The organism is Microbacterium sp. LCT-H2 (assembly GCF_001866135.1).
Classification (GTDB): domain Bacteria; phylum Actinomycetota; class Actinomycetes; order Actinomycetales; family Microbacteriaceae; genus Microbacterium.
The window spans coordinates 223,372-244,797 of the sequence record NZ_MODW01000003.1 but is presented as its reverse complement, the minus strand read 5'-3'; the positions used below and the strand labels follow the sequence as shown (position 1 = coordinate 244,797).

The window sequence follows — 21,426 nt, the reverse complement described above, 5'->3', positions numbered from 1 at the left end:
ATCACTGCCAGGGCAGTGCATAGACGGCTCCTCCTCCGGGAGGCTGCAGGGTTCTAGGCCGCGGGCAGCAGAACACAATCCCGACACCTTCATCAGCGAGGGCACTGCCGTGCGCGGCGGGCGTCGGGCATCCGTCACCTTCGGGTGTGCGGCTGACAGCAGAACAGTGGTGCAGCCTCTTCGACAGGCTCCCTGACCGCGAGGTCGAGAGCCCGAGAAGACGAGTGCCGAGGCGCGAACAGCGCCGACGTGCGTCCAATGCCCCAAGGCCACCCGGTCTCGGACGGTAAGACGCTTAAAGAGAGAGAGCAGACAATGGCGGGACAGAAGATCCGCATTCGCCTGAAGTCGTATGACCACGAGGTCATCGACACGTCCGCACGCAAGATCGTCGACACCGTGACCCGTGCGGGCGCGACCGTCGTCGGACCCGTGCCCCTTCCGACCGAGAAGAACGTCGTGTGCGTCATCCGGTCGCCCCACAAGTACAAGGACAGCCGCGAGCACTTCGAGATGCGCACCCACAAGCGCCTGATCGACATCGTCGACCCGACGCCCAAGGCTGTCGACTCGCTGATGCGTCTCGACCTTCCGGCCGACGTCAACATCGAGATCAAGCTCTGAGGTCCGCCATGGTTGACATCAACTCCAAGGTTTCCAAGGGCATGCTCGGCACCAAGCTCGGCATGACCCAGGTCTGGAACGAGAACGGCAAGCTCGTTCCCGTCACCGTCATCGAGCTCGCGCCGAACGTGGTCACCCAGATCCGTACCCCCGAGAAGGACGGCTACAACGCCGTGCAGATCGCGTACGGTCAGATCGACCCCCGCAAGGTGAACAAGCCCCTCTCGGCTCACTTCGAGGCTGCCGGCGTCACGCCGCGTCGTCACGTGACCGAGGTCCGCACGGCCGACGCCGCCGACTACACCCTGGGCCAGGAGCTCACGGTGGACGGCACGTTCGAGGCCGGCCAGCTCGTCGACGTCGTCGGCACGAGCAAGGGCAAGGGCACCGCCGGTGTCATGAAGCGCCACAACTTCAAGGGCGTCTCGGCATCGCACGGTGCACACCGCAACCACCGCAAGCCCGGCTCCATCGGCGCATCGTCGACCCCGAGCCGCGTCTTCAAGGGCATGCGCATGGCCGGCCGTATGGGTGGCGAGCGCGTGACCGTCCTCAACCTCACGGTGCACGCCATCGACATCGAGAAGGGACTCATGCTCGTCAAGGGCGCCGTCCCCGGTGCTCGCGGCCGCATCGTCTACGTCCGCAACGCAGTGAAGGGTGCCTGATCATGGCTGACTCCACTCTCGCGCTCGACGTCCTCAAGGCAGACGGCAAGAAGGCAGGCTCCGTCGAGCTTCCCGCCGCGCTGTTCGACGTCAAGACGAACATCCCGCTCATCCACCAGGTCGTCGTCGCGCAGCTCGCGGCGGCTCGCCAGGGCACGCACTCGACCAAGCGTCGTGGCGAGGTCTCGGGCGCCGGCCGCAAGCCCTTCAAGCAGAAGGGCACGGGTAACGCCCGTCAGGGCTCGATCCGCGCGCCGCACATGACCGGCGGTGGCATCGTGCACGGCCCGAAGCCGCGCGACTACTCGCAGCGCACCCCCAAGAAGATGATCGCGGCCGCCCTCCTGGGTGCGCTCAGCGACCGCTTCCGCGGTGACCGTCTGCACGCGATCGACACCTTCGGCACCGACGGCGCGCCGTCGACCAAGGCCGCCGCGGGCTTCCTCGCCCAGGTCGCCACGTCGAAGAACGTCCTCGTGGTCATCGAGCGCGGCGACGAGCTCGCGCTCAAGAGCATCCGCAACCTCGGCCACGTCCACGTGCTGACGTTCGACCAGCTCAACGCCTACGACGTGCTCGTCTCCGACGACATCGTCTTCACCCAGGCCGCGCTCGAGGGCTTCATCGCCTCCAAGTCCGGCGCCAACCAGGAGGTCTCCGCATGAGCGAGCAGGCATCTGTTCTCCAGACGGCCCTGAACAAGGACCCGCGCGACATCATCCTGAAGCCGGTCGTGTCCGAGAAGAGCTACGGCCTGATCGACGAGGGCAAGTACACCTTCCTCGTCGACCCGCGCGCTTCGAAGACCGAGATCAAGCTCGCCATCGAGAAGATCTTCGGCGTCAAGGTCGCGTCCGTCAACACGATCAACCGCGTCGGCAAGGCCCGTCGCACCCGCTTCGGCACCGGTAAGCGCAAGGACACCAAGCGCGCCATCGTGAGCCTGAAGTCGGGCACCATCGACATCTTCACGGCAATCGGCTGATCCGGGGGATAAGGACAATCATGGCTATTCGCAAGTACAAGCCCACGACCCCGGGCCGTCGCGGCTCGTCGGTGGCTGACTTCGCCGAGATCACCCGATCGACGCCGGAGAAGTCGCTGCTGCGCCCGATCTCGAAGACCGGTGGTCGCAACAACCAGGGCCGCATCACGACCCGTCACATCGGTGGTGGCCACAAGCGCCAGTACCGCGTCATCGACTTCCGTCGCAATGACAAGGACGGCGTGAACGCCAAGGTCGCTCACATCGAGTACGACCCCAACCGCACCGCGCGCATCGCGCTGCTGCACTACTTCGACGGCGAGAAGCGCTACATCCTCGCGCCGGCGAAGCTGAAGCAGGGCGACATCGTCGAGTCGGGCCCCGCGGCGGACATCAAGCCGGGAAACAACCTCCCGCTGAAGAACATCCCCACGGGTACCGTCATCCACGCCATCGAGCTCCGCCCCGGCGGCGGCGCGAAGATGGCGCGCTCGGCCGGTGCGTCGGTCCGCCTCGTCGCCAAGGACGGCCCCTACGCCCAGCTGCGTCTGCCCTCCGGCGAGATCCGCAACGTCGATGCGCGCTGCCGCGCGACCATCGGCGAGGTCGGCAACGCCGAGCAGTCGAACATCAACTGGGGCAAGGCCGGCCGCATGCGCTGGAAGGGCGTCCGCCCGACCGTCCGCGGTGTCGCGATGAACCCGGTCGACCACCCGCACGGTGGTGGTGAGGGCAAGACGTCCGGTGGACGTCACCCCGTCTCCCCGTGGGGTCAGGCCGAGGGCCGCACCCGCCACGCCAACAAGGAAAGCGACAAGTACATCGTGCGTCGTCGCAACGCCGGCAAGAAGCGCAAGTAGGAGTAAGAGAAGATGCCTCGCAGTCTCAAGAAGGGCCCCTTCGTCGACGAGCACCTGCTTCGCAAGGTGGTCGTGCAGAACGAAGCCGGCACGAAGAACGTCATCAAGACCTGGTCCCGCCGGTCCATGATCATCCCGGCCATGCTGGGTCACACGATCGCGGTCCACGACGGTCGCAAGCACATCCCCGTGTTTGTCTCCGAGACCATGGTCGGTCACAAGCTGGGCGAGTTCGCGCCCACCCGCACCTTCCGCGGCCACGAGAAGGACGACAAGAAGGGCCGCCGCCGCTGACGCGGTGGCGATAGAGGAGAGAGAAATGGTGGAGTCCATCGCACGCGTGCGACACATCCGCGTGACCCCTCAGAAGGCTCGTCGTGTCGTCGCGCTCATCAAGGGCAAGCAGGCCCAGGAGGCTCTGGCGATCCTGAAGTTCGCTCAGCAGTCCGCCAGTGAGCCGATCTACAAGCTTGTCGCGTCGGCCATGGCCAACGCGCAGGTCAAGGCGGATCGTGACGGCGAGTACCTCGACGAGCAGGACCTGTACGTGAAGAACGCGTACGTGGACGAGGGCACGACGCTCAAGCGTTTCCAGCCCCGTGCACAGGGTCGCGCTTTCCAGATCAAGAAGCGCACGAGCCACATCACGGTCGTGCTCTCGACGCCGGAGGCGGCTCCTGCCGCGGCCGGCGACAGCAACAAGAAGGCGAGCAAGTAATGGGACAGAAGGTCAACCCGTACGGCTTCCGCCTCGGCATCACCACGGACCACGTGTCGCGCTGGTTCTCCGACTCGACGAAGCCGGGTCAGCGTTACGCCGACTACGTGGCCGAGGACATCAAGATCCGTCGCCTGCTGCAGACGCAGCTCGACCGTGCCGGCGTCTCGAACATCGAGATCGAGCGCACCCGTGACCGCGTCCGCGTCGACATCCACACCGCCCGCCCGGGCATCGTGATCGGTCGTCGTGGTGCAGAGGCCGAGCGCATCCGCGGCGACCTCGAGAAGCTCACGGGCAAGCAGATCCAGCTGAACATCCTCGAGGTCAAGAACCCCGAGGCCGACGCTCAGCTGGTCGCCCAGGGCATCGCCGAGCAGCTCTCTGCTCGCGTGGCGTTCCGTCGCGCGATGCGCAAGGGTCTGCAGGGCGCGCAGCGCGCCGGCGCCAAGGGCATCCGCATCCAGGTCTCGGGCCGTCTCGGCGGCGCCGAGATGAGCCGGTCGGAGTTCTACCGCGAGGGTCGTGTGCCGCTGCACACGCTGCGCGCGAACATCGACTACGGCTTCTACGAGGCCAAGACCACCTTCGGCCGCATCGGCGTGAAGGTGTGGATCTACAAGGGCGACCTCACCGCCAAGGAGCTCGCGCGCGAGCAGGCCAACGCGCCGAAGTCGCGCCGTGACGACCGTGGTGACCGCCGCCGTGCCCCGCGCAACGAGGCACCTGTTGCAGAAGGAGCTTCGGCATAATGCTCATCCCCCGTAAGGTCAAGTACCGCAAGCAGCACCACCCGGGGCGCTCGGGTCAGGCCACCGGCGGCACGAAGGTCTCCTTCGGCGAGTTCGGCATCCAGGCCCTCACCCCCGCGTACGTGACGAACCGTCAGATCGAGTCCGCTCGTATCGCGATGACCCGTCACATCAAGCGTGGCGGCAAGGTGTGGATCAACATCTACCCGGACCGTCCGCTCACGAAGAAGCCTGCCGAGACCCGCATGGGTTCCGGTAAGGGTTCCCCCGAGTGGTGGGTCGCCAACGTCAAGCCGGGCCGCGTCCTCTTCGAGGTCGCGGGTGTCGACGAGCAGCTCGCTCGCGAGGCACTGACCCGTGCAATCCACAAGCTGCCGCTCAAGGCACGCATCATCAAGCGCGAGGAGGGCGACGCGTAATGGCGATCGGCACCAAGGAGCTCGCTCCGGCAGAGCTCGACACGTTCGAAGACCAGCGCCTCGTTGAGGAGCTGCGCAAGGCCAAGGAGGAGCTGTTCAACCTCCGTTTCCAGTCGGCCACCGGCCAGCTGGAGAGCCACGGCCGCATCCGCGCCGTCAAGCGCGACATCGCGCGCCTCTACACGGTGATCCGCGAGCGCGAGCTGGGCATCCGTGCGACGCCCGCTCCGGTCGAGGCTCCCGCGAAGAAGGCGACCAAGTCGAAGGCGAAGAAGGCGGACGCCGCCGAGGACGCCCCGAAGGAAGAGGCTGAGTGATGGCCACCAAGAAGGAAGCCGCCGTCGAGGCTGAGCACGCCGCTCACGACGTGCGCGACGCCGACGCCCGCGGGTACCGCAAGGCCCGTCGTGGCTATGTCGTCAGCGACAAGATGGACAAGACGATCGTTGTCGAGGTCGAGGACCGCGTGAAGCACCCGCTTTACGGCAAGGTCATCCGCCGGACGTCGAAGGTCAAGGCGCACGATGAGGCGAACTCCGCCGGCATCGGCGACCTGGTCCTGATCAACGAGACCCGCCCGCTGAGCGCCACCAAGCGCTGGCGTCTGGTGGAGATTCTGGAGAAGGCCAAGTGATTCAGCAGGAGTCCCGTCTCAAGGTCGCCGACAACACCGGCGCCAAGGAGCTGCTCACGATCCGCGTCCTCGGTGGCTCGCGCCGCCGGTACGCCGGTCTGGGCGACACCATCGTCGCGACCGTCAAGGACGCGATCCCCGGTGGCAACGTCAAGAAGGGCGACGTCGTCAAGGCGGTCATCGTCCGCACCAAGAAGGAGACCCGTCGTCCCGACGGCTCCTACATCAAGTTCGACGAGAACGCCGCCGTCATCCTGAAGAACGACGGGGAGCCCCGCGGCACCCGTATCTTCGGGCCGGTCGGCCGTGAGCTTCGCGACAAGAAGTTCATGAAGATCGTCTCGCTGGCACCGGAGGTCATCTGATCATGGCGAAGATCAAGAAGGGCGACCTGGTTCAGGTCATCTCGGGCGCCAAGCCCGAGCGTGGTGGCGACCGCGGCAAGCAGGGCAAGGTCCTCGACGTCCTCGTCGAGCAGAACCGTGTCGTCGTCGAAGGCGTCAACTACGTCACCAAGCACACGCGCGTCGGTCAGACGCAGCGTGGCACGAAGACGGGTGGTCTCGAGACCGTCGAGGCGCCCATCCACATCTCGAACGTCGCACTCGTCGACCCCTCGACCAAGAAGCCGACCAAGGTCGGCCACCGGGTCGAGGAGCAGACCAAGGACGGCGTGAAGCGCACCGTCCGCGTGCGCTTCGCGAAGAAGAGCGGTAAGGACCTCTGATGGCAACGACCGACGCTGCGGTGGCTGGCAAGATCCAGCCCCGCCTGAAGGCGAAGTACAACGCCGAGATCAAGAAGGCTCTGCAGGACGAGTTCGGCTACGAGAACGTCATGCAGATCCCCGGCCTGGTCAAGGTCGTCGTGAACACCGGTGTCGGCGAGGCTGCGCGCGACAGCAAGGTGATCGATGGGGCGGTCGACGACCTCACCAAGATCACCGGCCAGAAGCCGATCGTCACCAAGGCCCGCAAGTCCATCGCGCAGTTCAAGCTGCGTGAGGGCCAGGCCATCGGCGCGCACGTCACCCTCCGTGGCGACCGTGCGTGGGAGTTCGTGGACCGCCTGGTCTCGCTCGCCCTGCCCCGCATCCGCGACTTCCGCGGTCTGTCGGCCAAGCAGTTCGACGGCAACGGCAACTACACCTTCGGTCTCCAGGAGCAGAGCGTGTTCCACGAGATCGATCAGGACAAGATCGACCGCGTCCGTGGTTTCGACATCACCGTCGTGACCTCGGCGAAGACGGACGACGAGGGTCGGGCGCTGCTCCGTCACCTCGGCTTCCCGTTCCGCGCGGACGACGCCCAGGCGTGACCCTTCGACGGGCTCAGTGGTCTCGTGTCACTGAGCCCGTCGATGTGCACGTACAATTGAAGATTGCGTGCTCATCGCAGGCCGTCTGTCGTGTAACGGCAGCCGGAACCTCATGAACGAAAGTAGACAACAATGACAATGACAGACCCGGTCGCAGACATGCTGACCCGTCTGCGCAACGCGAACTCGGCGCACCACGACACCGTGACGCTGCCGTCGAGCAAGCTCAAGACGCACATCGCAGAGATCCTCCAGCAGGAGGGCTACATCGCCGGTTGGGAGACCTCCGACGCGCGCGTGGGCAAGAACCTCACGCTGACGCTGAAGTACGGCCCGAACCGCGAGCGCTCGATCGCGGGCATCAAGCGCGTGTCGAAGCCCGGCCTCCGCGTGTACGCGAAGTCGACCGAGATCCCCACGGTCCTCGGCGGCCTCGGCGTGGCCATCCTGTCCACCTCCTCCGGTCTCCTCACGGACCGCCAGGCTGAGCAGAAGGGCGTGGGCGGAGAAGTTCTCGCCTACGTGTGGTAATCCGAAATGTCGCGTATTGGACGACTTCCCATCGACGTTCCCGCGGGCGTGACCGTTTCGGTCGACGGCCGTGAGGTCGCGGTGAAGGGCCCCAAGGGTGAGCTCACCCTCACGGTGGCCAGCCCCATCGAGGTGTCGGTCGAGGAGAACCAGGTTCTCGTCACCCGCCCCGACGACGAGCGCGAGTCCCGGTCGCTTCACGGCCTGACCCGCACGCTCATCAACAACAACATCATCGGCGTGACCCAGGGCTACACCAAGGGTCTCGAGGTCGTCGGCACCGGTTACCGCGTGCAGCAGAAGGGCAACTCGGTCGAGTTCGCTCTCGGCTTCTCGCACCCGGTCCTGGTCGACCCGCCCGCCGGCATCACGCTCACGGTCGAGGGCACGAACAAGCTCACCGTCAGCGGGATCGACAAGCAGGCCGTCGGTGAGGCGGCTGCGAACATCCGCAAGATCCGCAAGCCCGAGCCGTACAAGGGCAAGGGTGTGCGCTACGCCGGCGAGGTCGTGCGTCGCAAGGCCGGAAAGGCTGGTAAGTAACCATGGCTGTGAAGTCGAAGTCCGACGCCCGCGCGCGTCGTCACGCCCGTCTTCGCAAGAAGATCGTGGGCACCGAGGTGCGTCCGCGCCTCGTCGTCAACCGTTCGGCGCGTCACGTCTTCGTGCAGCTCGTCGACGACAGCAAGGGCCACACGGTCGCCTCGGCCTCGACGCTCGAGACCGACCTGCGTTCGCTGGATGGCGACAAGACCGCCAAGGCTCGCAAGGTCGGCGAGCTCCTCGCCGAGCGTGCGAAGGCCGCAGGCGTTTCCGAGGCAGTGTTCGACCGTGGCGGCAACCGCTACGCGGGTCGTGTCGCCGCCATCGCCGACGGCGCCCGTGAAGGGGGTCTGGCACTGTGAGTGACAACAAGGAGAACGAAGTGACCGAAGCGGCTGCTGCCACTTCCGAGACGGCCGCCGGCACCACGCAGGCTGAGCCCACTCGCGACCAGCGGGACGGCCGCCGCGGCGGACGTGACCGCAACCAGGGCGGCCGCGACCGCAACTCGCGCGACCGCGGCGACAACCAGTTCCTGGAGCGCGTCGTCACCATCAACCGTGTCTCGAAGGTCGTGAAGGGTGGTCGTCGCTTCAGCTTCACCGCTCTCGTGGTCGTCGGCGACGGCAACGGTCTGGTGGGCGTCGGCTACGGCAAGGCCCGTGAGGTCCCCCTGGCGATCTCGAAGGGTGTCGAAGAGGCCAAGCGCAACTTCTTCCGCGTCCCGCGCGTCGGCAGCACCATCCCGCACCCCGTGCAGGGTGAGTCGGCCGCCGGTGTGGTGCTCCTGCGCCCCGCCGCCGCCGGTACCGGTGTCATCGCCGGTGGTCCGGTCCGCGCCGTGCTCGAGTGCGCCGGCATCCACGACGTGCTGTCCAAGTCGCTCGGCTCGTCGAACACGATCAACATCGTGCACGCGACGGTCACCGCCCTGAAGGAGCTCGAGGAGCCCCGCGCCGTCGCCGCACGTCGTGGTCTCGAGTTCGACCAGGTCGCCCCGGCCCGGCTCGTCCGCGCCGAGGCCGAGGCCATCGCCGCACAGAAGGTAGGTGCCTGATGGCCGCGCGACTCAAGGTCACGCAGATCAAGTCCAAGGTGAGCGAGAAGCAGAACCAGCGCGACACGCTGCGCAGCCTCGGTCTCAAGCGGATCGGTGACACCACCGTCCGCCCCGACGACGCGCAGACGCGCGGCTACGTCAAGACCGTCGCCCACCTCGTCAAGGTTGAGGAGATCGACTAATGGCTGAGAAGAACGAGGCCGTCGAGGCCGAGAAGGCCACGAAGAAGGCGGCGGCTCCCAAGGCCGACGCCGCCAAGAAGCCCGCCGCGAAGAAGGCACCGGCCAAGACCGCTGCCGCCGACGCGAAGGCCGACGGCTCCGCCAAGGCTGCGCCGAAGAAGGACGCCCCGGCGTCCCGCCCCGGCGTGCTGAAGGTCCACCACCTGCGTCCGGTCCCGGGTGCCAACACCGCGAAGACCCGTGTCGGTCGCGGTGAGGGCTCGAAGGGCAAGACCGCCGGTCGCGGCACGAAGGGCACCAAGGCCCGCAACACCGTGCGCGTCGGCTTCGAGGGTGGCCAGATGCCGCTGCACATGCGCACGCCGAAGCTGCGCGGCTTCAAGAACCCGTTCCGCGTCGAGTACCAGGTCGTGAACCTGGAGAAGCTCGCGGAGCTCTACCCCCAGGGTGGCGACGTCACCGTGAGCGACCTGGTGGCAAAGGGTGCGGTTCGCAAGAACGAGAAGGTCAAGGTTCTCGGCAACGGCGACATCGCCGTGAAGCTCACCGTCGCGGTCGACAAGGTCTCGGGTTCCGCCGAGCAGAAGATCGTGGCTGCGGGCGGATCCGTCAAGTAACCACTGCGGAAGAGGGGTCGGAGATTCTCCGGCCCCTCTTCTGGTTCGGCGGGGGAGAAGCCGACCGCTCGCATTCCCCGGACCTCGGAGTGGGTTACCCTGGTGTTTCAGCCGCCCCTCGGGGGTTCGGCCACCTTTTCAGGAGGAACGTTCTTGTTTAGCGCCATCGCGCGGATCTTCCGCACGCCCGACCTGCGTCGGAAGATCGGTTTCACTCTCGCGATCATCGCGATCTACCGTCTCGGCTCGAACGTCCCCGCGCCGTTCGTCAACTTCCCGAACGTGGAGCAGTGTCTCGCGGCCAATGCCGGCACCGAGGGTCTGCTCGGACTCGTCAACCTCTTCTCCGGCGGCGCTCTGCTGCAGCTGTCGATCTTCGCGCTCGGCGTCATGCCGTACATCACGGCGACGATCATCACGCAGCTCCTGCGCGTCGTCATCCCGCACTTCGAGGCGCTGCACAAGGAGGGCCAGGCCGGACAGGCCAAGCTCACCCAGTACACGCGGTACCTCACGATCGCGCTCGCGCTCCTGCAGTCGACGACCCTCGTCACCGTCGCCCGCACCGGTCAGCTCTTCGGAACGACCGACATCGGGGCGTGCACCCAGCTCCTCACCAACGACGTGTGGTGGGCGCAGGTGCTCATCATCATGGCGATGACGGCCGGCACCGGTCTGATCATGTGGTTCGCCGAGCTCGTCACCGAGCGCGGCATCGGCAACGGCATGTCGCTGCTGATCTTCACCTCCATCGCCGCGACGTTCCCCGGTGCGATGTCGATCATCTGGCAGACCCGCGGCTTCGAGGTGTTCCTCCTCGTGCTGCTCGTCGGCATCATCGTGATGGGTCTCGTCGTCTTCGTCGAGCAGTCCCAGCGGCGCATCCCCGTGCAGTACGCGAAGCGCATGGTGGGACGCCGGACGTACGGCGGCACCAACACGTACATCCCGATCAAGGTGAACATGGCGGGCGTGATCCCCGTCATCTTCGCCTCGTCGCTGCTGTACATCCCCGCACTCATCGCGCAGTTCAACACCCCCCAGGACGGCTCCACGCCGCCCGCCTGGGTCAGCTGGATCAGCGCGAACTTCACCACCGGCAACAGCCCGATCTACATGGCGGCGTACTTCCTGCTGATCATCGGGTTCACCTACTTCTACGTCGCGATCACGTTCAACCCGGTCGAGGTCGCCGACAACATGAAGAAGTACGGCGGCTTCATCCCCGGGATCCGGGCCGGCCGTCCGACCGCGGAGTACCTGGACTACGTGCTCACCCGCATCACGCTCCCCGGTTCCCTCTACCTGGGTCTGATCGCCCTCATCCCGTTGATCGCCCTCGCCACGGTCGGCGCCAACCAGAACTTCCCGTTCGGTGGCGCGTCGATCCTCATCATCGTCGGCGTTGGTCTCGAGACGGTCAAGCAGATCGATGCCCAGCTGCAGCAGCGACACTACGAAGGACTTCTCCGATGACAGCATCCGCACGTCTTCTCATCGTCGGCCCCCAGGGTTCCGGCAAGGGCACGCAGGGTGTGCGCATCGCCGAGTCCTACGGGATCCCCGTCGTCTCGACCGGCGACATCTTCCGCGCGAACATCAAGGAGGGGACGGCTCTCGGCCAGCAGGTCACGGCCATCCTCGACAAGGGCGACCTCGTCCCGGACGAGTTGACGAGCGAGATCGTGCGCGATCGGCTGAGCCAGGACGACGCGCAGAACGGCTTCCTCCTCGACGGCTATCCCCGCAACACCGCTCAGGTCGCGCACCTGGACGCATTCCTCGAAGGACGCGGCGAGGCGCTGGACGCGGTGATCCTCCTCGACGTCCCGCGCGAGGAGAGCATCGCCCGCCTCACCCTCCGCGCTGCGGAGCAGGGGCGTTCCGACGACACGGACGAGGCCATCGCGCACCGACTCGACATCTACGAGAAGGAGACGGCGCCGATCATCGAGCTCTACAGCAGCCGCGGCATCGTCGACCGCATCGACGGCGTGGGCTCCCTCGAGGAGATCACGGAGCGCATCGCCGCCGCCCTGGCCGCTCGCGGGCTGCGTTCCGCCACCTCCGCCGTCTGAGATGTTCCGCCGCTCGATCTACAAGACCCCGGCTCAGCTGCGAGCCCTGGTCGAGCCTGGCCTCATCACCGCCGAGGCCCTCGACGCCGTCCGGGCGCTCGTCAAGCCGGGGGTGAAGACGATCGAGCTCGACGCCGCCGCGAACCGCGCGATCGTGCAGCGGGGAGCGGAGTCGAACTTCCAGCTCGTCAAGGGCTACCACCACACGATCTGCGTCTCGGTGAACGAGCAGGTCGTGCACGGCATCCCGGGGGAGCGGGTGCTTCAACCGGGCGACATCGTCTCGGTGGACTGCGGCGCCCAGTTCGAGGGCTGGAACGGCGACAGCGCGATCACCATCGTCGTCCCCGATCCCGAGCGTCCGGAGCTCGTCTCCCGCCGCGAGGAGCTCTCGCGCGTGACCGAGGGCTCGATGTGGGCGGGGATCGCCGCGATGGCCACAGCGTCGTCGATCGACGAGATCGGGGCTGCCATCCAGGACTACATCGAGGCGCAGGGGCCGTCCGCCGTGAGCGGCGAGCCCTACGGGATCCTCCGCGAGTACGTCGGCCACGGCATCGGGCGGAAGATGCACGAGGCGCCCAGCGTCTTCAACTACCGGACGCCCGACCGCGGCGCGGACGTGAAGCCCGGGCTCGTGCTCGCCATCGAGCCCATGGTCACCGCCGGCGGCGAGGCGACCTTCGTGGAGGACGACGACTGGACCGTCACGACGGTCGACGGCACTGACGGCTCACATTGGGAACATAGCGTCGCCCGGCATGATGGGGGCATCTGGGTGCTCACCGCGCCCGATGGTGGAAGAGCCGGACTCGCCCCGTTCGGGGTCGAGCCTCGAGAGATCGGAAAGTAATGGCAGCGGCGAAGAGCAACACCAACTGGTTCGCGATCGGCGTCTCCATCGCCGTCGTCGTGGTCCTGGTGGCCCTCGGCGGACTCGTGGTGTTCCTCAACAACCAGGCGACCTCGCCCGGCGCCACCCCGACCGCCAGCGACAACTTCGACGCCGAGGCCGGCTCCATCTCCATGGGAGACGGCGACACCACGGTGTCGGTCTTCCTCGACTTCCAGTGCCCGGTCTGCAAGTCCTTCGAGGACCAGTTCGGCGCCGCCCTCGAGGCCAAGGCGCAGAGCGGAGAGATCACGCTCGAGCAGCACCCCATCGCGATCCTGGACCGCTTCTCGCAGGGCACGGAGTTCTCCTCCCGTTCGGCCGGTGCCGCGTTCTGCGTCGCCGAGTCGGACTCCGACCTCTACTTCGACTACGCGAAGGTCCTGTTCGAGAACCAGCCGGCGGAGAACAGCCCCGGCCTCACGAACGAGCAGCTCGCCGAGTTCGCCACCCAGGTCGGCGCGGGCGACGACGTCGTGTCCTGCATCACCGACGAGACGTACCGCAAGTTCGGTGCCGCGCAGGCGAAAGCCAACGACATCCAGGGCACGCCGACCGTCGAGATCGACGGCGAGCGGCTCGACCTGCAGAACCAGGAAGACATGAAGCGGTTCACCGACCTGCTCGGCTGACACGCGCTCACCCCGCTCGACGCCCCATTCGGCCAAGTTGCCGGATGGGGCGTCGTCGGATAACATGGATCTTTGGTGCCTTGTGCCATGCGTTCGGCGTGTCCGATCCGGCCCGGTACCGCACACCACCCACCCACCGCAGATCGACCGATCTGCAGAAGCGTCAGCGAGGCTATGGCTAAGAAAGACGGTGTCATCGAGATCGAGGGCGTGATCTCCGAGGCTCTTCCCAACGCGATGTTCCGCGTTGAGCTCAGCAACGGACACAAGGTCCTGGCAACGATCTCCGGAAAGATGCGGCAGAACTACATCCGTATCATCCCCGAGGACCGTGTGGTCGTGGAGCTCAGCCCCTACGACCTGACCCGCGGCCGCATCGTCTACCGCTACCGCTGATCGGTCGAGAAGTAACGGCTGGCCTTCGACGGGCTCAGGGACCCAGGTCTCCGAGGTCGGACATCGGGCAGCACGAAGACAGCGAACAGGAAACATCATGAAGGTCAACCCCAGCGTCAAGCCGATCTGCGACCACTGCAAGGTGATCCGCCGCCACGGCCGCGTCATGGTGATCTGCAAGAGCAACCCGCGCCACAAGCAGCGCCAGGGCTGAGCCCCCGCTGCGTGAGCGCCGCTCTCGCAATCTCATAACTCAATACGAAACGGCAGGATCAGACGCTTCGACAGGCTCAGCGACCGGGTAACCGGCGGAGCCGTGGGGCTGACACCTCGGGGCGGAGGCCCGGGCACCGATCCTGCTCCACACCTCCACAACACCCAGGAGAACCGCATGGCACGTCTTGCCGGCGTTGACATCCCGCGCGACAAGCGCGTGGTGATCGCCCTTACCTACATCTACGGCGTCGGCCGTACCCGCTCGGTCGAGATCCTCAAGGCGACCGACATCGACGAGAGCATCCGCGTGAAGGACCTCAGCGATGACCAGCTCATCGCCCTCCGCGACTACATCGAAGGCAACTACAAGGTGGAGGGTGACCTGCGCCGCGAGGTCGCCGCAGACATCCGCCGCAAGGTCGAGATCGGCTCCTACGAGGGCCTCCGCCACCGTCGTGGCCTTCCGGTCCGCGGTCAGCGCACCAAGACCAACGCCCGTACCCGCAAGGGCCCGAAGCGCACCGTCGCCGGCAAGAAGAAGGCCCGCTAAGCAGCGGCCAGGGACTAGGAGAACACTTTCATGGCTGCACCCAAGGCCGCCGCGCGCAAGCCGCGCCGCAAGGAGAAGAAGAACATCGCGCTGGGCCAGGCCCACATCAAGTCGACGTTCAACAACACCATCGTTTCGATCACCGACCCGTCCGGCGCCGTCATCGCCTGGGCCTCGTCGGGTGGCGTGGGCTTCAAGGGCTCCCGCAAGTCGACCCCCTACGCCGCCGGCATGGCAGCGGAGTCCGCTGCCCGCCAGGCCGCTGAGCACGGCGTGAAGAAGGTCGACGTCCTCGTGAAGGGTCCGGGCTCCGGCCGCGAGACCGCGATCCGCTCGCTGCAGGCCGCCGGCCTCGAGGTGGGTTCGATCCAGGACGTCACCCCGCAGGCGCACAACGGCTGCCGTCCGCCGAAGCGCCGCCGCGTCTGATGCGTGTGCCGAGCCGCTCGTCCTTCGGGTCGAGCGGCTCGGCGCCCCGCGTGGGGCATCGACTTCCACAACTCAAGACCTCACCCCACCACATGTCATATAGCGGGCATGTGATCGAAAGGAACACAGAGTGCTTATTGCACAGCGTCCCACACTGACCGAGGAAAAGATCGTCGAGAACCGGAGCCGGTTCATCATCGAGCCTCTGGAGCCCGGCTTCGGCTACACGATCGGCAACGCGCTGCGTCGCAGCCTGCTGTCGTCGATCCCCGGCGCCGCTGTCACCAGCGTCCGCATCGACGGTGTGCTGCACGAGTTCAGCACGATCCCCGGCGTGAAGGAGGATGTCACCGAGATCATCCTCAACATCAAGCAGCTGGTCGTCTCCAGCGAGCGCGACGAGCCCATCACCGCGTACCTCCGCAAGACCGGTGCCGGTGAAGTGACCGCCGCCGACATCTCGGCTCCGGCCGGTGTCGAGGTGCACAACCCCGAGCTCGTCATCGCGACGCTCAACGACACCGCCAAGTTCGAGCTCGAGCTCACCATCGAGCGCGGCCGTGGCTACGTCTCCGCGACGCAGAACCGCAACGAGTACGCCGAGGCCGGTCAGATCCCGATCGACTCGATCTACTCGCCCGTGCTCAAGGTCAGCTACCGCGTCGACGCCACCCGTGCCGGTGAGCGCACCGACTTCGACAAGCTCATCCTCGACGTCGAGACCAAGTCGGCGATCAGCCCCCGCGACGCCGTCGCGTCGGCCGCCAAGACGCTCACCGAGCTGTTCGGTCTCGCCCGCGAGCTGAACGTCGAGGCCGAGGGCATCGAGATCGGCCCGGCGCCGGTGGAGGCTGTGAACTCCAGCGAGCTGTCGATGCCGATCGAGGACCTCGACCTGTCGGTCCGCTCGTACAACTGCCTGAAGCGTGAGGGCATCAACACCGTTTCTGAGCTCGTCGCCCTGTCGGAGACGCAGCTCATGAACATCCGCAATTTCGGCCAGAAGTCGGTCGACGAGGTGCGCGACAAGCTCATCTCGCTCGGTCTGTCGCTCAAGGATTCGGTGCCCGGTTTCGACGGCGCCCACTTCTACGGCGGCAGCGAAGACGAGTCCTTCTGATACCCGACCCTTTCTGACCAGGAGTTAGACGATTATGCCCAAGCCCACCAAGGGTCCCCGCCTCGGAGGCGGCCCCGCCCACGAGCGCCTGCTGCTTGCCAACCTCGCGGCTGCGCTGTACACCCACAAGTCGATCAAGACGACCGAGACGAAGGCCAAGCGCCTCCGTCCCCTCGCCGAGCGCCTCATCACCTTCGCCAAGCGCGGAGACCTGCACGCCCGCCGTCGCGTGCTGTCGGTCATCGGTGACAAGGAAGTCGTGCACGTCCTGTTCAACGAGATCGCTCCGCTCGTCGCGGACCGCGAGGGTGGCTACACGCGCATCACCAAGGTCGGCAACCGCAAGGGCGACAACGCTCCCATGGCCGTGATCGAGCTCGTCCTCGAGCCCGTCACCCCGAAGGCGAAGTCGACCAAGAAGGCCGCCGCGGCTCCGAAGGACGAGAAGCCTGCTGCCGAGGAGGCTCCCGCCGAGGAGACCGTCGAGGCTCCCGCGGACGAGACCGCTGCCGACGACACGGCTGCCGAGGCCGGCGCCGAGTCGCAGGCCGAGGGCGAGGCCGCTGAGGCCGCCGCCGAGGACGCTGTCGAGAAGAAGTCCGAGTAAGGACCGCTCTGCGACGAAGCCCGCCGCCCCTCTCGGGGTGGCGGGCTTCGTCGTTCAGCGGGGATCGGTGATCCGATAGCGCGCTCCGGGGCGCCCCTTGGTGGAGTAGTCCAGGGACCGCACGGCCTGGCCCGTGGCGGCGAGGTGCTCGAGATAGCGACGGGCGCTGACGCGGGAGATGGCGAGGTCCTCCCCGATCTCGGTCGCCGAGGCATCCGGTCGGGCGGCGAGGGCAGCGGAGACCCGTTCCAGGGTCTCCGCGCTCAAGCCCTTCGGCAACCCGTACCGCTCCCGGAAGGCGATGATCGCGTCGGCCGTCTCGACCCGGCGGACGACGTCGTGCAGCTCGGTGTGGTCGCGCAGCAGGAGCGTCGCCCCGACGTCGGCGGAACCGTTTCCGGAGGCGGTGCTGCGGGCGACGAGCACATGCGAGCCGACGATCACGGGACGGCCCGCGGCCTCGCCTTCCCGGAGCACGGTGGCGAGGTCGGCGCCGAGCACCTCGTCGGCGGGAGCACCGTCGAGGTCGGCGGCATCGCGACCGAGGAACCGCGCAGCCGCGTCGTTGACCAGGGTGATCCGCCCGGCACCGTCCACCGTCACCACGCCTTCGCTGAGCCCGTGCAGGGTCGTCTCCTGGTTCTTGACCAGCGCCGCGATCTGGTGCGGCTCGAGCCGGTAGATGCGTCGCCGGATGAACGACGTCACCCACGCGGCCCCGAAGACCCCGAGGACCGCTGCCACGAGCATGGCGGAGATGAGTCCGACGAGATTGCTGGTGAACTCCTCGTTCAGCTCGGACTCCAGGATGCCGACGGACGCCGTGCCGATGACGGCGCCGTCCTCGTCGCGGATGGGCACCTTCACCCGCCACGAGGTCCCGAGCGTACCGGTCTGCGTGCCGACGAAGATCTCGCCGCCGAGCGGGATCGACGGGTCGGTGGACACCCGCTCGCCGATGCGGTCGGTGTTCGGATGCGAGTACCGGATGCCCTCGTCGTTGGCGACCACCACGTAGGCGAGGTCGGAGGCCTCGCGGATGACCTCGGCGACCGGCTGGATGGCGGCGGCCGGATCCTCGTCGTCGAAGGCATCGAGGACGACGGGGAGCGCGGCGACGGACTGGGCGACCGCCTGCATGCGGTCCTTGTAGGCCTCGCGAAGTGCGTTCTCCTGGAACGCCCCGGCGGCGATGCCGGTGCCGAGGGTCACCAGGAACACGATCAGCGCCTGCAGCGCGAGCAGCTGCACACGGAGCGTCATCTTCGAGGCCACGGCCCCATTCTTCCGCCTGGGTGGACGGGCCGCGAGCCGGCGACGCAGCTGGTCGCGACCAATAGTTTCGGAACGCGACCAATGGTTTCCGAAGCTTGAGCGGGCGCATCCGCGCCTCGACAGTGGACGGATTGCACCCGAACGCTCAAGGAGGAGCGCCATGAATCACGCCCGCATCGGGACCCTCGCCGCGGCCGTCGCCGCGACCGCCCTCGTCCTCACCTCGTGCTCGACCGCCGACGGCGGGTCAGCCGGCTCCGACGGCGGCGACGAGGCGGTCGCCATCGCCGACGTCAACATCGTCGTCCCCGCCGACCCGGGCGGCGGCTGGGACCAGACCGGACGCGCCCTCTCGCAGCTGCTGACGCAGGAGGACATCGTCGGCTCGGCGCCCGTCACCAACGTCGGCGGCGCCGGAGGCACGGTGGGCCTCGCGCAGCTCGCCAACGAGAAGGACCCGGCGACCCTCATGGTCATGGGCCTCGTGATGGTGGGTGCGGTGGAGACCAACGCCTCCGCCGTCCGCATCGAGGACATGACCCCGATCGCCCGCCTCACCGACGAGCCCCTCGTCGTGGTCGTGCCAGCGGACTCCGAGTACGACACCCTGGAGGACCTCGTCGAGGACGTCGTGGACAAGGGCCAGGAGGTCACGATCACGGGCGGCTCCGCCGGGGGAGCCGATCACATCCTCGCCGGGCTGCTGCTCGAGGAGGCGGGACTCGACGGCGCGGAGATCGCCGAGAAGCTGAACTACACGCCCAACTCGGGCGGCGGCGAGGCCACCTCGCTGATCCTGGGCGGCAAGGTCTCGGCCGGCATCTCCGGCGTGGGCGAGTTCCTGCAGCACATCGAGGCCGGCACCATGAAGGCCCTCGCCGTCTCGTCGGAGGAGCCGGTCACGCAGCTGCCGGACGTCGACACGATCACCGACTCCGGGTACGACGTCGTGCTCACCAACTGGCGCGGCGTGATCGCCCCGGGCGGGATCAGCGACGCCGAGCGCTCGGAGCTCGAGCGCCTCGTCACCGAGCTGGAGGCGTCCGACGCGTGGAAGGACGAGCTGGAGACGCGAGGGTGGGCGGACGCTTTCCTCACCGGCGCGGAGTTCGACGAGTTCCTCGACGGCAACATCGCCGAGGTCACCACGACGCTGCAGAACATCGGGCTGGTCGGCTGAGATGACGACCGGGTCTTCCGGACCCGGCGAGGAGGTGCGGACCGACGCCCGTCGGTCCGCACGTCTCGTCGCGTCCCTGCCGCGGGGTGAGCTCGTCTTCGCCCTGCTCATGGTGGCCCTCGGCGTGTTCGCTCTCGCCGGGGTCTTCACCATCCATGTGCCCGCGGGCGGCCAGGTCGGCCCGACGGTCTTCCCGCTGTTCGTCTCGATCCTGCTGCTCGGCTCCTCTCTCGCCGTCGTGGTGAGCATCCTCCGCGGGCACCGCGGAGTTCCGGAGGAGGGGGAGGACGTCGATCAGAGCCTGCCGACCGACTGGCTCACGCTCGTCAAGATCGTCGCGCTCGTGGTCGCCCATCTGCTTCTCATCGAGCCGCTCGGCTGGGCCCCGGCGGCGGCTCTGCTGTTCGGCGGCGTCGCGTGGGCGCTGGGCGCCCGTCGTTGGTGGATGGCGCTCCTCATCGGCGCCATCCTCGCGCTGGTCGTCCAGGTCGTGTTCGGCGGTCTGCTCGGGCTGTCGCTCCCCTGGGGACCGGCGCTCGGCTGGCTGGGAAGGATGTTCTAATGGACAGCTGGAGTCTGCTCCTCGAGGGGTTCGCGACCGCGCTGCAGCCCCAGTACCTCGTGTTCGCCTTCTTCGGCGTGCTGATCGGCACCGCCGTGGGCGTGCTCCCCGGGATCGGGCCGGCGATGACCGTCGCCCTGCTCCTTCCCCTCACCTACACGTTGGAACCGGCCGCAGCGCTCATCACGTTCGCGGGGATCTACTACGGCGGCATGTACGGCGGGTCGACCACGAGCATCCTGCTGAACACCCCGGGGGAGTCGTCGTCGATCGTGACGGCGATCGAGGGCAACAAGATGGCGAAGCTCGGGCGGGGCGCGGCGGCCCTGGCCACCGCGGCCCTCGGGTCGTTCGTCGCCGGAACCCTCGCCACGGTGGGCTTGACGCTGCTCGCACCGGTGCTCGCGCAATTCGCCGTGAATCTCGGGCCGGCCGACTACGTGGCTCTCATCGTCGTGGCCTTCGTCACGGTCGGTGCGCTTATGGGGTCATCCGTGCCGCGCGGTCTGCTGTCGCTCGGCGTCGGTCTGTTCCTCGGCCTGGTCGGCACCGACTGGCTCTCGGGTCAGCAGCGGTACACGCTCGGCCTGCTGCCCCTGGCGGACGGCATCGACGTGGTGCTCGTGGCGGTGGGGCTCTTCGCGGTCGGCGAGACCCTGTACGTCGCGGCGCGTTTGCGGCACGGCGCGATCGACGTGATCCCGGTGTCGCGCGGGTGGCGGAGCTGGATGACGAAGGACGACTGGCGTCGTTCATGGAAGCCCTGGCTCCGCGGCACCGCCATCGGATTCCCGATCGGCACGATCCCCGCCGGTGGTGCCGATGTCGCGACCTTCCTGTCCTACGCGACCGAGCGCAAGCTCTCGCGCCGCAAGGACCAGTTCGGCCGGGGCGCGATCGAAGGCGTGGCGGGTCCGGAGTCGGCGAACAACGCGGCCGCCGCCGGTGTGCTCGTGCCGCTGCTGACGCTCGGGCTGCCGACGACGGCGACGGCCGCGATCATCCTCACCGCGTTCCAGACGTACGGGCTCCAGCCCGGGCCGCAGCTGTTCACCGGACAGGCGGACCTCGTGTGGGCACTGGTGGCGAGCCTCTACATCGGCAACGTGATCCTGCTCGTGCTGAACCTGCCGCTCGTGGGCATGTGGGTGAAGCTCCTGCAGATCCCGCGGCCGTACCTGTACGCGGGCATCCTCCTGTTCGCCGCCTTCGGGGCGTACGCGCTGAACTTCGCGGTCGTCGACATCCTGATCCTGCTGATCATCGGCGTCCTCGGCTACTTCCTGCGGCGGTACGGGTTCCCGGTGGCGCCGCTGGTGGTCGGCATGATCCTCGGGCCGATGGGGGAGGAGCAGCTGCGCCGTGCGCTGCAGCTCAGCCAGGGCGACCTGACGACGCTCATCGCGCAGCCGTTCTCCGCGGTCGCCTACGTCATCCTCGCGCTGCTCATCGCCGGCGGGCTGTGGCTGCGGCGCCGGCAGCGCCGGTACGAGCAGGCGCTCACGGAGTCCATCGCGGTGCCCGTCAAAGCGGACTCGGAGGTCTGAGGCCGTTCGATTCGAGGAGGGGAGAGGCCGGG

The 21,426-nt window shown here is 67.4% G+C and carries 34 protein-coding genes; 33 read left to right on the top strand and 1 reads right to left on the bottom strand.

Annotation, left to right across the window (positions count from 1 at the left end):
• The first annotated feature begins 315 nt into the window (after window positions 1-315).
• The 30 genes from rpsJ (at window position 316) to rplQ (ending at window position 16,830) form a co-directional block, all read left to right on the top strand.
• Window positions 316-624 carry a 30S ribosomal protein S10 gene (rpsJ, locus tag BK819_RS09775; RefSeq protein ID WP_017201594.1) on the top strand — a complete coding sequence of 103 codons (309 nt, stop codon included), beginning with the start codon at window positions 316-318 and terminating at the stop codon, window positions 622-624.
• Between the two features lie 8 nt (window positions 625-632).
• Complete coding sequence (rplC, locus tag BK819_RS09770; protein ID WP_025102408.1) at window positions 633-1,292, top strand: 50S ribosomal protein L3; 660 nt, start codon at window positions 633-635, stop codon at window positions 1,290-1,292.
• A gap of 2 nt (window positions 1,293-1,294) precedes the next feature.
• Window positions 1,295-1,957 (top strand): 50S ribosomal protein L4, encoded by a 663-nt coding sequence (gene rplD, locus BK819_RS09765; RefSeq protein WP_025102407.1) that lies wholly within the window; start codon window positions 1,295-1,297, stop codon window positions 1,955-1,957.
• Window positions 1,954-2,277 carry a 50S ribosomal protein L23 gene (rplW, locus tag BK819_RS09760; protein ID WP_025102406.1) on the top strand — a complete coding sequence of 108 codons (324 nt, stop codon included), beginning with the start codon at window positions 1,954-1,956 and terminating at the stop codon, window positions 2,275-2,277. Before rplD ends, rplW begins: the two co-directional genes overlap by 4 nt.
• Before the next feature lie 20 nt (window positions 2,278-2,297).
• Window positions 2,298-3,137 carry a 50S ribosomal protein L2 gene (rplB, locus tag BK819_RS09755; protein WP_025102405.1) on the top strand — a complete coding sequence of 280 codons (840 nt, stop codon included), beginning with the start codon at window positions 2,298-2,300 and terminating at the stop codon, window positions 3,135-3,137.
• Window positions 3,138-3,149: 12 nt separating this feature from the next.
• Entirely contained in the window at window positions 3,150-3,431 is a 282-nt protein-coding gene (gene rpsS / locus BK819_RS09750; protein ID WP_017201589.1) for a 30S ribosomal protein S19, read from the top strand.
• 25 nt (window positions 3,432-3,456) lie between these two features.
• On the top strand, window positions 3,457-3,855 hold the full coding sequence (gene rplV / locus BK819_RS09745; RefSeq protein WP_025102404.1) for a 50S ribosomal protein L22: 399 nt from the start codon (window positions 3,457-3,459) through the stop codon (window positions 3,853-3,855).
• Entirely contained in the window at window positions 3,855-4,607 is a 753-nt protein-coding gene (gene rpsC / locus BK819_RS09740; protein WP_025102403.1) for a 30S ribosomal protein S3, read from the top strand. The genes rplV and rpsC overlap by 1 nt, the downstream gene beginning before the upstream one ends.
• A complete protein-coding gene (rplP, locus tag BK819_RS09735) occupies window positions 4,607-5,026 on the top strand; it encodes a 50S ribosomal protein L16 (RefSeq protein WP_025102402.1) in 420 nt (139 codons plus the stop codon). Before rpsC ends, rplP begins: the two co-directional genes overlap by 1 nt.
• Window positions 5,026-5,343 (top strand): 50S ribosomal protein L29, encoded by a 318-nt coding sequence (rpmC, locus tag BK819_RS09730; RefSeq protein WP_025102401.1) that lies wholly within the window; start codon window positions 5,026-5,028, stop codon window positions 5,341-5,343. Before rplP ends, rpmC begins: the two co-directional genes overlap by 1 nt.
• Complete coding sequence (gene rpsQ, locus BK819_RS09725) at window positions 5,343-5,660, top strand: 30S ribosomal protein S17 (protein WP_025102400.1); 318 nt, start codon at window positions 5,343-5,345, stop codon at window positions 5,658-5,660. The genes rpmC and rpsQ overlap by 1 nt, the downstream gene beginning before the upstream one ends.
• Window positions 5,657-6,025, top strand: a complete 369-nt coding sequence (gene rplN, locus BK819_RS09720; RefSeq protein ID WP_025102399.1) for a 50S ribosomal protein L14 — start codon at window positions 5,657-5,659, stop codon at window positions 6,023-6,025. Before rpsQ ends, rplN begins: the two co-directional genes overlap by 4 nt.
• A 2-nt stretch (window positions 6,026-6,027) precedes the next feature.
• Window positions 6,028-6,387: a 50S ribosomal protein L24 gene (rplX, locus tag BK819_RS09715; RefSeq protein WP_025102398.1), complete on the top strand. Its 360-nt coding sequence runs from the start codon at window positions 6,028-6,030 to the stop codon at window positions 6,385-6,387.
• Complete coding sequence (gene rplE / locus BK819_RS09710; protein ID WP_025102397.1) at window positions 6,387-6,977, top strand: 50S ribosomal protein L5; 591 nt, start codon at window positions 6,387-6,389, stop codon at window positions 6,975-6,977. Before rplX ends, rplE begins: the two co-directional genes overlap by 1 nt.
• Window positions 6,978-7,109: 132 nt before the next feature.
• Window positions 7,110-7,508, top strand: coding sequence for a 30S ribosomal protein S8 (gene rpsH / locus BK819_RS09705; RefSeq protein WP_025102396.1), 399 nt, complete (start codon window positions 7,110-7,112; stop codon window positions 7,506-7,508).
• A 6-nt stretch (window positions 7,509-7,514) separates the two neighbouring features.
• Complete coding sequence (rplF, locus tag BK819_RS09700; RefSeq protein ID WP_025102395.1) at window positions 7,515-8,051, top strand: 50S ribosomal protein L6; 537 nt, start codon at window positions 7,515-7,517, stop codon at window positions 8,049-8,051.
• A gap of 2 nt (window positions 8,052-8,053) precedes the next feature.
• Window positions 8,054-8,413, top strand: a complete 360-nt coding sequence (gene rplR / locus BK819_RS09695) for a 50S ribosomal protein L18 (RefSeq protein WP_025102394.1) — start codon at window positions 8,054-8,056, stop codon at window positions 8,411-8,413.
• Window positions 8,414-8,433: 20 nt separating this feature from the next.
• The gene (gene rpsE / locus BK819_RS09690; RefSeq protein WP_200838869.1) at window positions 8,434-9,108 is read left to right on the top strand and encodes a 30S ribosomal protein S5; all 675 of its coding nucleotides are present in this window, start codon (window positions 8,434-8,436) and stop codon (window positions 9,106-9,108) included.
• Window positions 9,108-9,293, top strand: coding sequence for a 50S ribosomal protein L30 (rpmD, locus tag BK819_RS09685; protein ID WP_017201575.1), 186 nt, complete (start codon window positions 9,108-9,110; stop codon window positions 9,291-9,293). The genes rpsE and rpmD overlap by 1 nt, the downstream gene beginning before the upstream one ends.
• Window positions 9,293-9,910: a 50S ribosomal protein L15 gene (gene rplO, locus BK819_RS09680; protein ID WP_082758410.1), complete on the top strand. Its 618-nt coding sequence runs from the start codon at window positions 9,293-9,295 to the stop codon at window positions 9,908-9,910. The genes rpmD and rplO overlap by 1 nt, the downstream gene beginning before the upstream one ends.
• A gap of 153 nt (window positions 9,911-10,063) precedes the next feature.
• Window positions 10,064-11,386, top strand: a complete 1,323-nt coding sequence (secY, locus tag BK819_RS09675) for a preprotein translocase subunit SecY (protein ID WP_025102391.1) — start codon at window positions 10,064-10,066, stop codon at window positions 11,384-11,386.
• Window positions 11,383-11,988: an adenylate kinase gene (locus tag BK819_RS09670; protein WP_071328952.1), complete on the top strand. Its 606-nt coding sequence runs from the start codon at window positions 11,383-11,385 to the stop codon at window positions 11,986-11,988. The genes secY and BK819_RS09670 overlap by 4 nt, the downstream gene beginning before the upstream one ends.
• 1 nt (window position 11,989) lies before the next feature.
• Window positions 11,990-12,841 carry a type I methionyl aminopeptidase gene (gene map / locus BK819_RS09665; RefSeq protein ID WP_071328951.1) on the top strand — a complete coding sequence of 284 codons (852 nt, stop codon included), beginning with the start codon at window positions 11,990-11,992 and terminating at the stop codon, window positions 12,839-12,841.
• The gene (locus tag BK819_RS09660; RefSeq protein WP_062632864.1) at window positions 12,841-13,512 is read left to right on the top strand and encodes a thioredoxin domain-containing protein; all 672 of its coding nucleotides are present in this window, start codon (window positions 12,841-12,843) and stop codon (window positions 13,510-13,512) included. Before map ends, BK819_RS09660 begins: the two co-directional genes overlap by 1 nt.
• A gap of 174 nt (window positions 13,513-13,686) precedes the next feature.
• On the top strand, window positions 13,687-13,908 hold the full coding sequence (gene infA, locus BK819_RS09655) for a translation initiation factor IF-1 (RefSeq protein ID WP_017201569.1): 222 nt from the start codon (window positions 13,687-13,689) through the stop codon (window positions 13,906-13,908).
• Between the two features lie 97 nt (window positions 13,909-14,005).
• Entirely contained in the window at window positions 14,006-14,122 is a 117-nt protein-coding gene (rpmJ, locus tag BK819_RS09650; protein ID WP_005050492.1) for a 50S ribosomal protein L36, read from the top strand.
• Window positions 14,123-14,299: 177 nt separating this feature from the next.
• On the top strand, window positions 14,300-14,674 hold the full coding sequence (gene rpsM, locus BK819_RS09645; protein WP_025102387.1) for a 30S ribosomal protein S13: 375 nt from the start codon (window positions 14,300-14,302) through the stop codon (window positions 14,672-14,674).
• A 30-nt stretch (window positions 14,675-14,704) separates the two neighbouring features.
• Window positions 14,705-15,103, top strand: coding sequence for a 30S ribosomal protein S11 (rpsK, locus tag BK819_RS09640; protein WP_017829189.1), 399 nt, complete (start codon window positions 14,705-14,707; stop codon window positions 15,101-15,103).
• A gap of 130 nt (window positions 15,104-15,233) precedes the next feature.
• Window positions 15,234-16,223, top strand: coding sequence for a DNA-directed RNA polymerase subunit alpha (locus BK819_RS09635; RefSeq protein WP_025102386.1), 990 nt, complete (start codon window positions 15,234-15,236; stop codon window positions 16,221-16,223).
• 34 nt (window positions 16,224-16,257) lie between these two features.
• Window positions 16,258-16,830, top strand: coding sequence for a 50S ribosomal protein L17 (gene rplQ / locus BK819_RS09630; protein ID WP_071328950.1), 573 nt, complete (start codon window positions 16,258-16,260; stop codon window positions 16,828-16,830).
• Between the two features lie 54 nt (window positions 16,831-16,884).
• Here the strand turns inward: rplQ and BK819_RS09625 are convergent, their stop codons facing one another.
• Window positions 16,885-18,105: a PAS domain-containing protein gene (locus tag BK819_RS09625; RefSeq protein WP_071328949.1), complete on the bottom strand. Its 1,221-nt coding sequence runs from the start codon at window positions 18,103-18,105 to the stop codon at window positions 16,885-16,887.
• Between the two features lie 160 nt (window positions 18,106-18,265).
• Between BK819_RS09625 and BK819_RS09620 the strand changes: the two genes are divergently transcribed.
• From BK819_RS09620 to BK819_RS09610, 3 genes are read left to right on the top strand one after another with little or no spacing between them, the layout of a single operon-like run.
• Window positions 18,266-19,285, top strand: coding sequence for a tripartite tricarboxylate transporter substrate binding protein (locus BK819_RS09620; RefSeq protein ID WP_071328948.1), 1,020 nt, complete (start codon window positions 18,266-18,268; stop codon window positions 19,283-19,285).
• 1 nt (window position 19,286) lies between these two features.
• The gene (locus tag BK819_RS09615) at window positions 19,287-19,847 is read left to right on the top strand and encodes a tripartite tricarboxylate transporter TctB family protein (protein WP_071328947.1); all 561 of its coding nucleotides are present in this window, start codon (window positions 19,287-19,289) and stop codon (window positions 19,845-19,847) included.
• Entirely contained in the window at window positions 19,847-21,394 is a 1,548-nt protein-coding gene (locus BK819_RS09610) for a tripartite tricarboxylate transporter permease (RefSeq protein WP_071328946.1), read from the top strand. The genes BK819_RS09615 and BK819_RS09610 overlap by 1 nt, the downstream gene beginning before the upstream one ends.
• Window positions 21,395-21,426 lie beyond the last annotated feature (32 nt).

Coding starts and splice junctions, on each gene's coding strand:
- infA (WP_017201569.1), top strand. CDS start 13,687: ATGGCTAAGAAAGACGGTGTCATCGAGATCGAGGGCGTGATCTCCGAG.
- BK819_RS09660 (WP_062632864.1), top strand. CDS start 12,841: ATGGCAGCGGCGAAGAGCAACACCAACTGGTTCGCGATCGGCGTCTCC.
- rplB (WP_025102405.1), top strand. CDS start 2,298: ATGGCTATTCGCAAGTACAAGCCCACGACCCCGGGCCGTCGCGGCTCG.
- rplX (WP_025102398.1), top strand. CDS start 6,028: ATGGCGAAGATCAAGAAGGGCGACCTGGTTCAGGTCATCTCGGGCGCC.
- rplD (WP_025102407.1), top strand. CDS start 1,295: ATGGCTGACTCCACTCTCGCGCTCGACGTCCTCAAGGCAGACGGCAAG.
- rpsQ (WP_025102400.1), top strand. CDS start 5,343: ATGGCCACCAAGAAGGAAGCCGCCGTCGAGGCTGAGCACGCCGCTCAC.
- rplR (WP_025102394.1), top strand. CDS start 8,054: ATGGCTGTGAAGTCGAAGTCCGACGCCCGCGCGCGTCGTCACGCCCGT.
- rpmD (WP_017201575.1), top strand. CDS start 9,108: ATGGCCGCGCGACTCAAGGTCACGCAGATCAAGTCCAAGGTGAGCGAG.
- rplE (WP_025102397.1), top strand. CDS start 6,387: ATGGCAACGACCGACGCTGCGGTGGCTGGCAAGATCCAGCCCCGCCTG.
- BK819_RS09670 (WP_071328952.1), top strand. CDS start 11,383: ATGACAGCATCCGCACGTCTTCTCATCGTCGGCCCCCAGGGTTCCGGC.
- rpmC (WP_025102401.1), top strand. CDS start 5,026: ATGGCGATCGGCACCAAGGAGCTCGCTCCGGCAGAGCTCGACACGTTC.
- rpsK (WP_017829189.1), top strand. CDS start 14,705: ATGGCTGCACCCAAGGCCGCCGCGCGCAAGCCGCGCCGCAAGGAGAAG.
- rplC (WP_025102408.1), top strand. CDS start 633: ATGGTTGACATCAACTCCAAGGTTTCCAAGGGCATGCTCGGCACCAAG.
- rplF (WP_025102395.1), top strand. CDS start 7,515: ATGTCGCGTATTGGACGACTTCCCATCGACGTTCCCGCGGGCGTGACC.
- rpmJ (WP_005050492.1), top strand. CDS start 14,006: ATGAAGGTCAACCCCAGCGTCAAGCCGATCTGCGACCACTGCAAGGTG.
- map (WP_071328951.1), top strand. CDS start 11,990: ATGTTCCGCCGCTCGATCTACAAGACCCCGGCTCAGCTGCGAGCCCTG.
- rpsS (WP_017201589.1), top strand. CDS start 3,150: ATGCCTCGCAGTCTCAAGAAGGGCCCCTTCGTCGACGAGCACCTGCTT.
- BK819_RS09620 (WP_071328948.1), top strand. CDS start 18,266: ATGAATCACGCCCGCATCGGGACCCTCGCCGCGGCCGTCGCCGCGACC.
- rplO (WP_082758410.1), top strand. CDS start 9,293: ATGGCTGAGAAGAACGAGGCCGTCGAGGCCGAGAAGGCCACGAAGAAG.
- BK819_RS09610 (WP_071328946.1), top strand. CDS start 19,847: ATGGACAGCTGGAGTCTGCTCCTCGAGGGGTTCGCGACCGCGCTGCAG.
- rplV (WP_025102404.1), top strand. CDS start 3,457: ATGGTGGAGTCCATCGCACGCGTGCGACACATCCGCGTGACCCCTCAG.
- rpsJ (WP_017201594.1), top strand. CDS start 316: ATGGCGGGACAGAAGATCCGCATTCGCCTGAAGTCGTATGACCACGAG.
- rplW (WP_025102406.1), top strand. CDS start 1,954: ATGAGCGAGCAGGCATCTGTTCTCCAGACGGCCCTGAACAAGGACCCG.
- rplP (WP_025102402.1), top strand. CDS start 4,607: ATGCTCATCCCCCGTAAGGTCAAGTACCGCAAGCAGCACCACCCGGGG.
- BK819_RS09615 (WP_071328947.1), top strand. CDS start 19,287: ATGACGACCGGGTCTTCCGGACCCGGCGAGGAGGTGCGGACCGACGCC.
- rplQ (WP_071328950.1), top strand. CDS start 16,258: ATGCCCAAGCCCACCAAGGGTCCCCGCCTCGGAGGCGGCCCCGCCCAC.
- rpsH (WP_025102396.1), top strand. CDS start 7,110: ATGACAATGACAGACCCGGTCGCAGACATGCTGACCCGTCTGCGCAAC.
- rpsM (WP_025102387.1), top strand. CDS start 14,300: ATGGCACGTCTTGCCGGCGTTGACATCCCGCGCGACAAGCGCGTGGTG.
- rpsC (WP_025102403.1), top strand. CDS start 3,855: ATGGGACAGAAGGTCAACCCGTACGGCTTCCGCCTCGGCATCACCACG.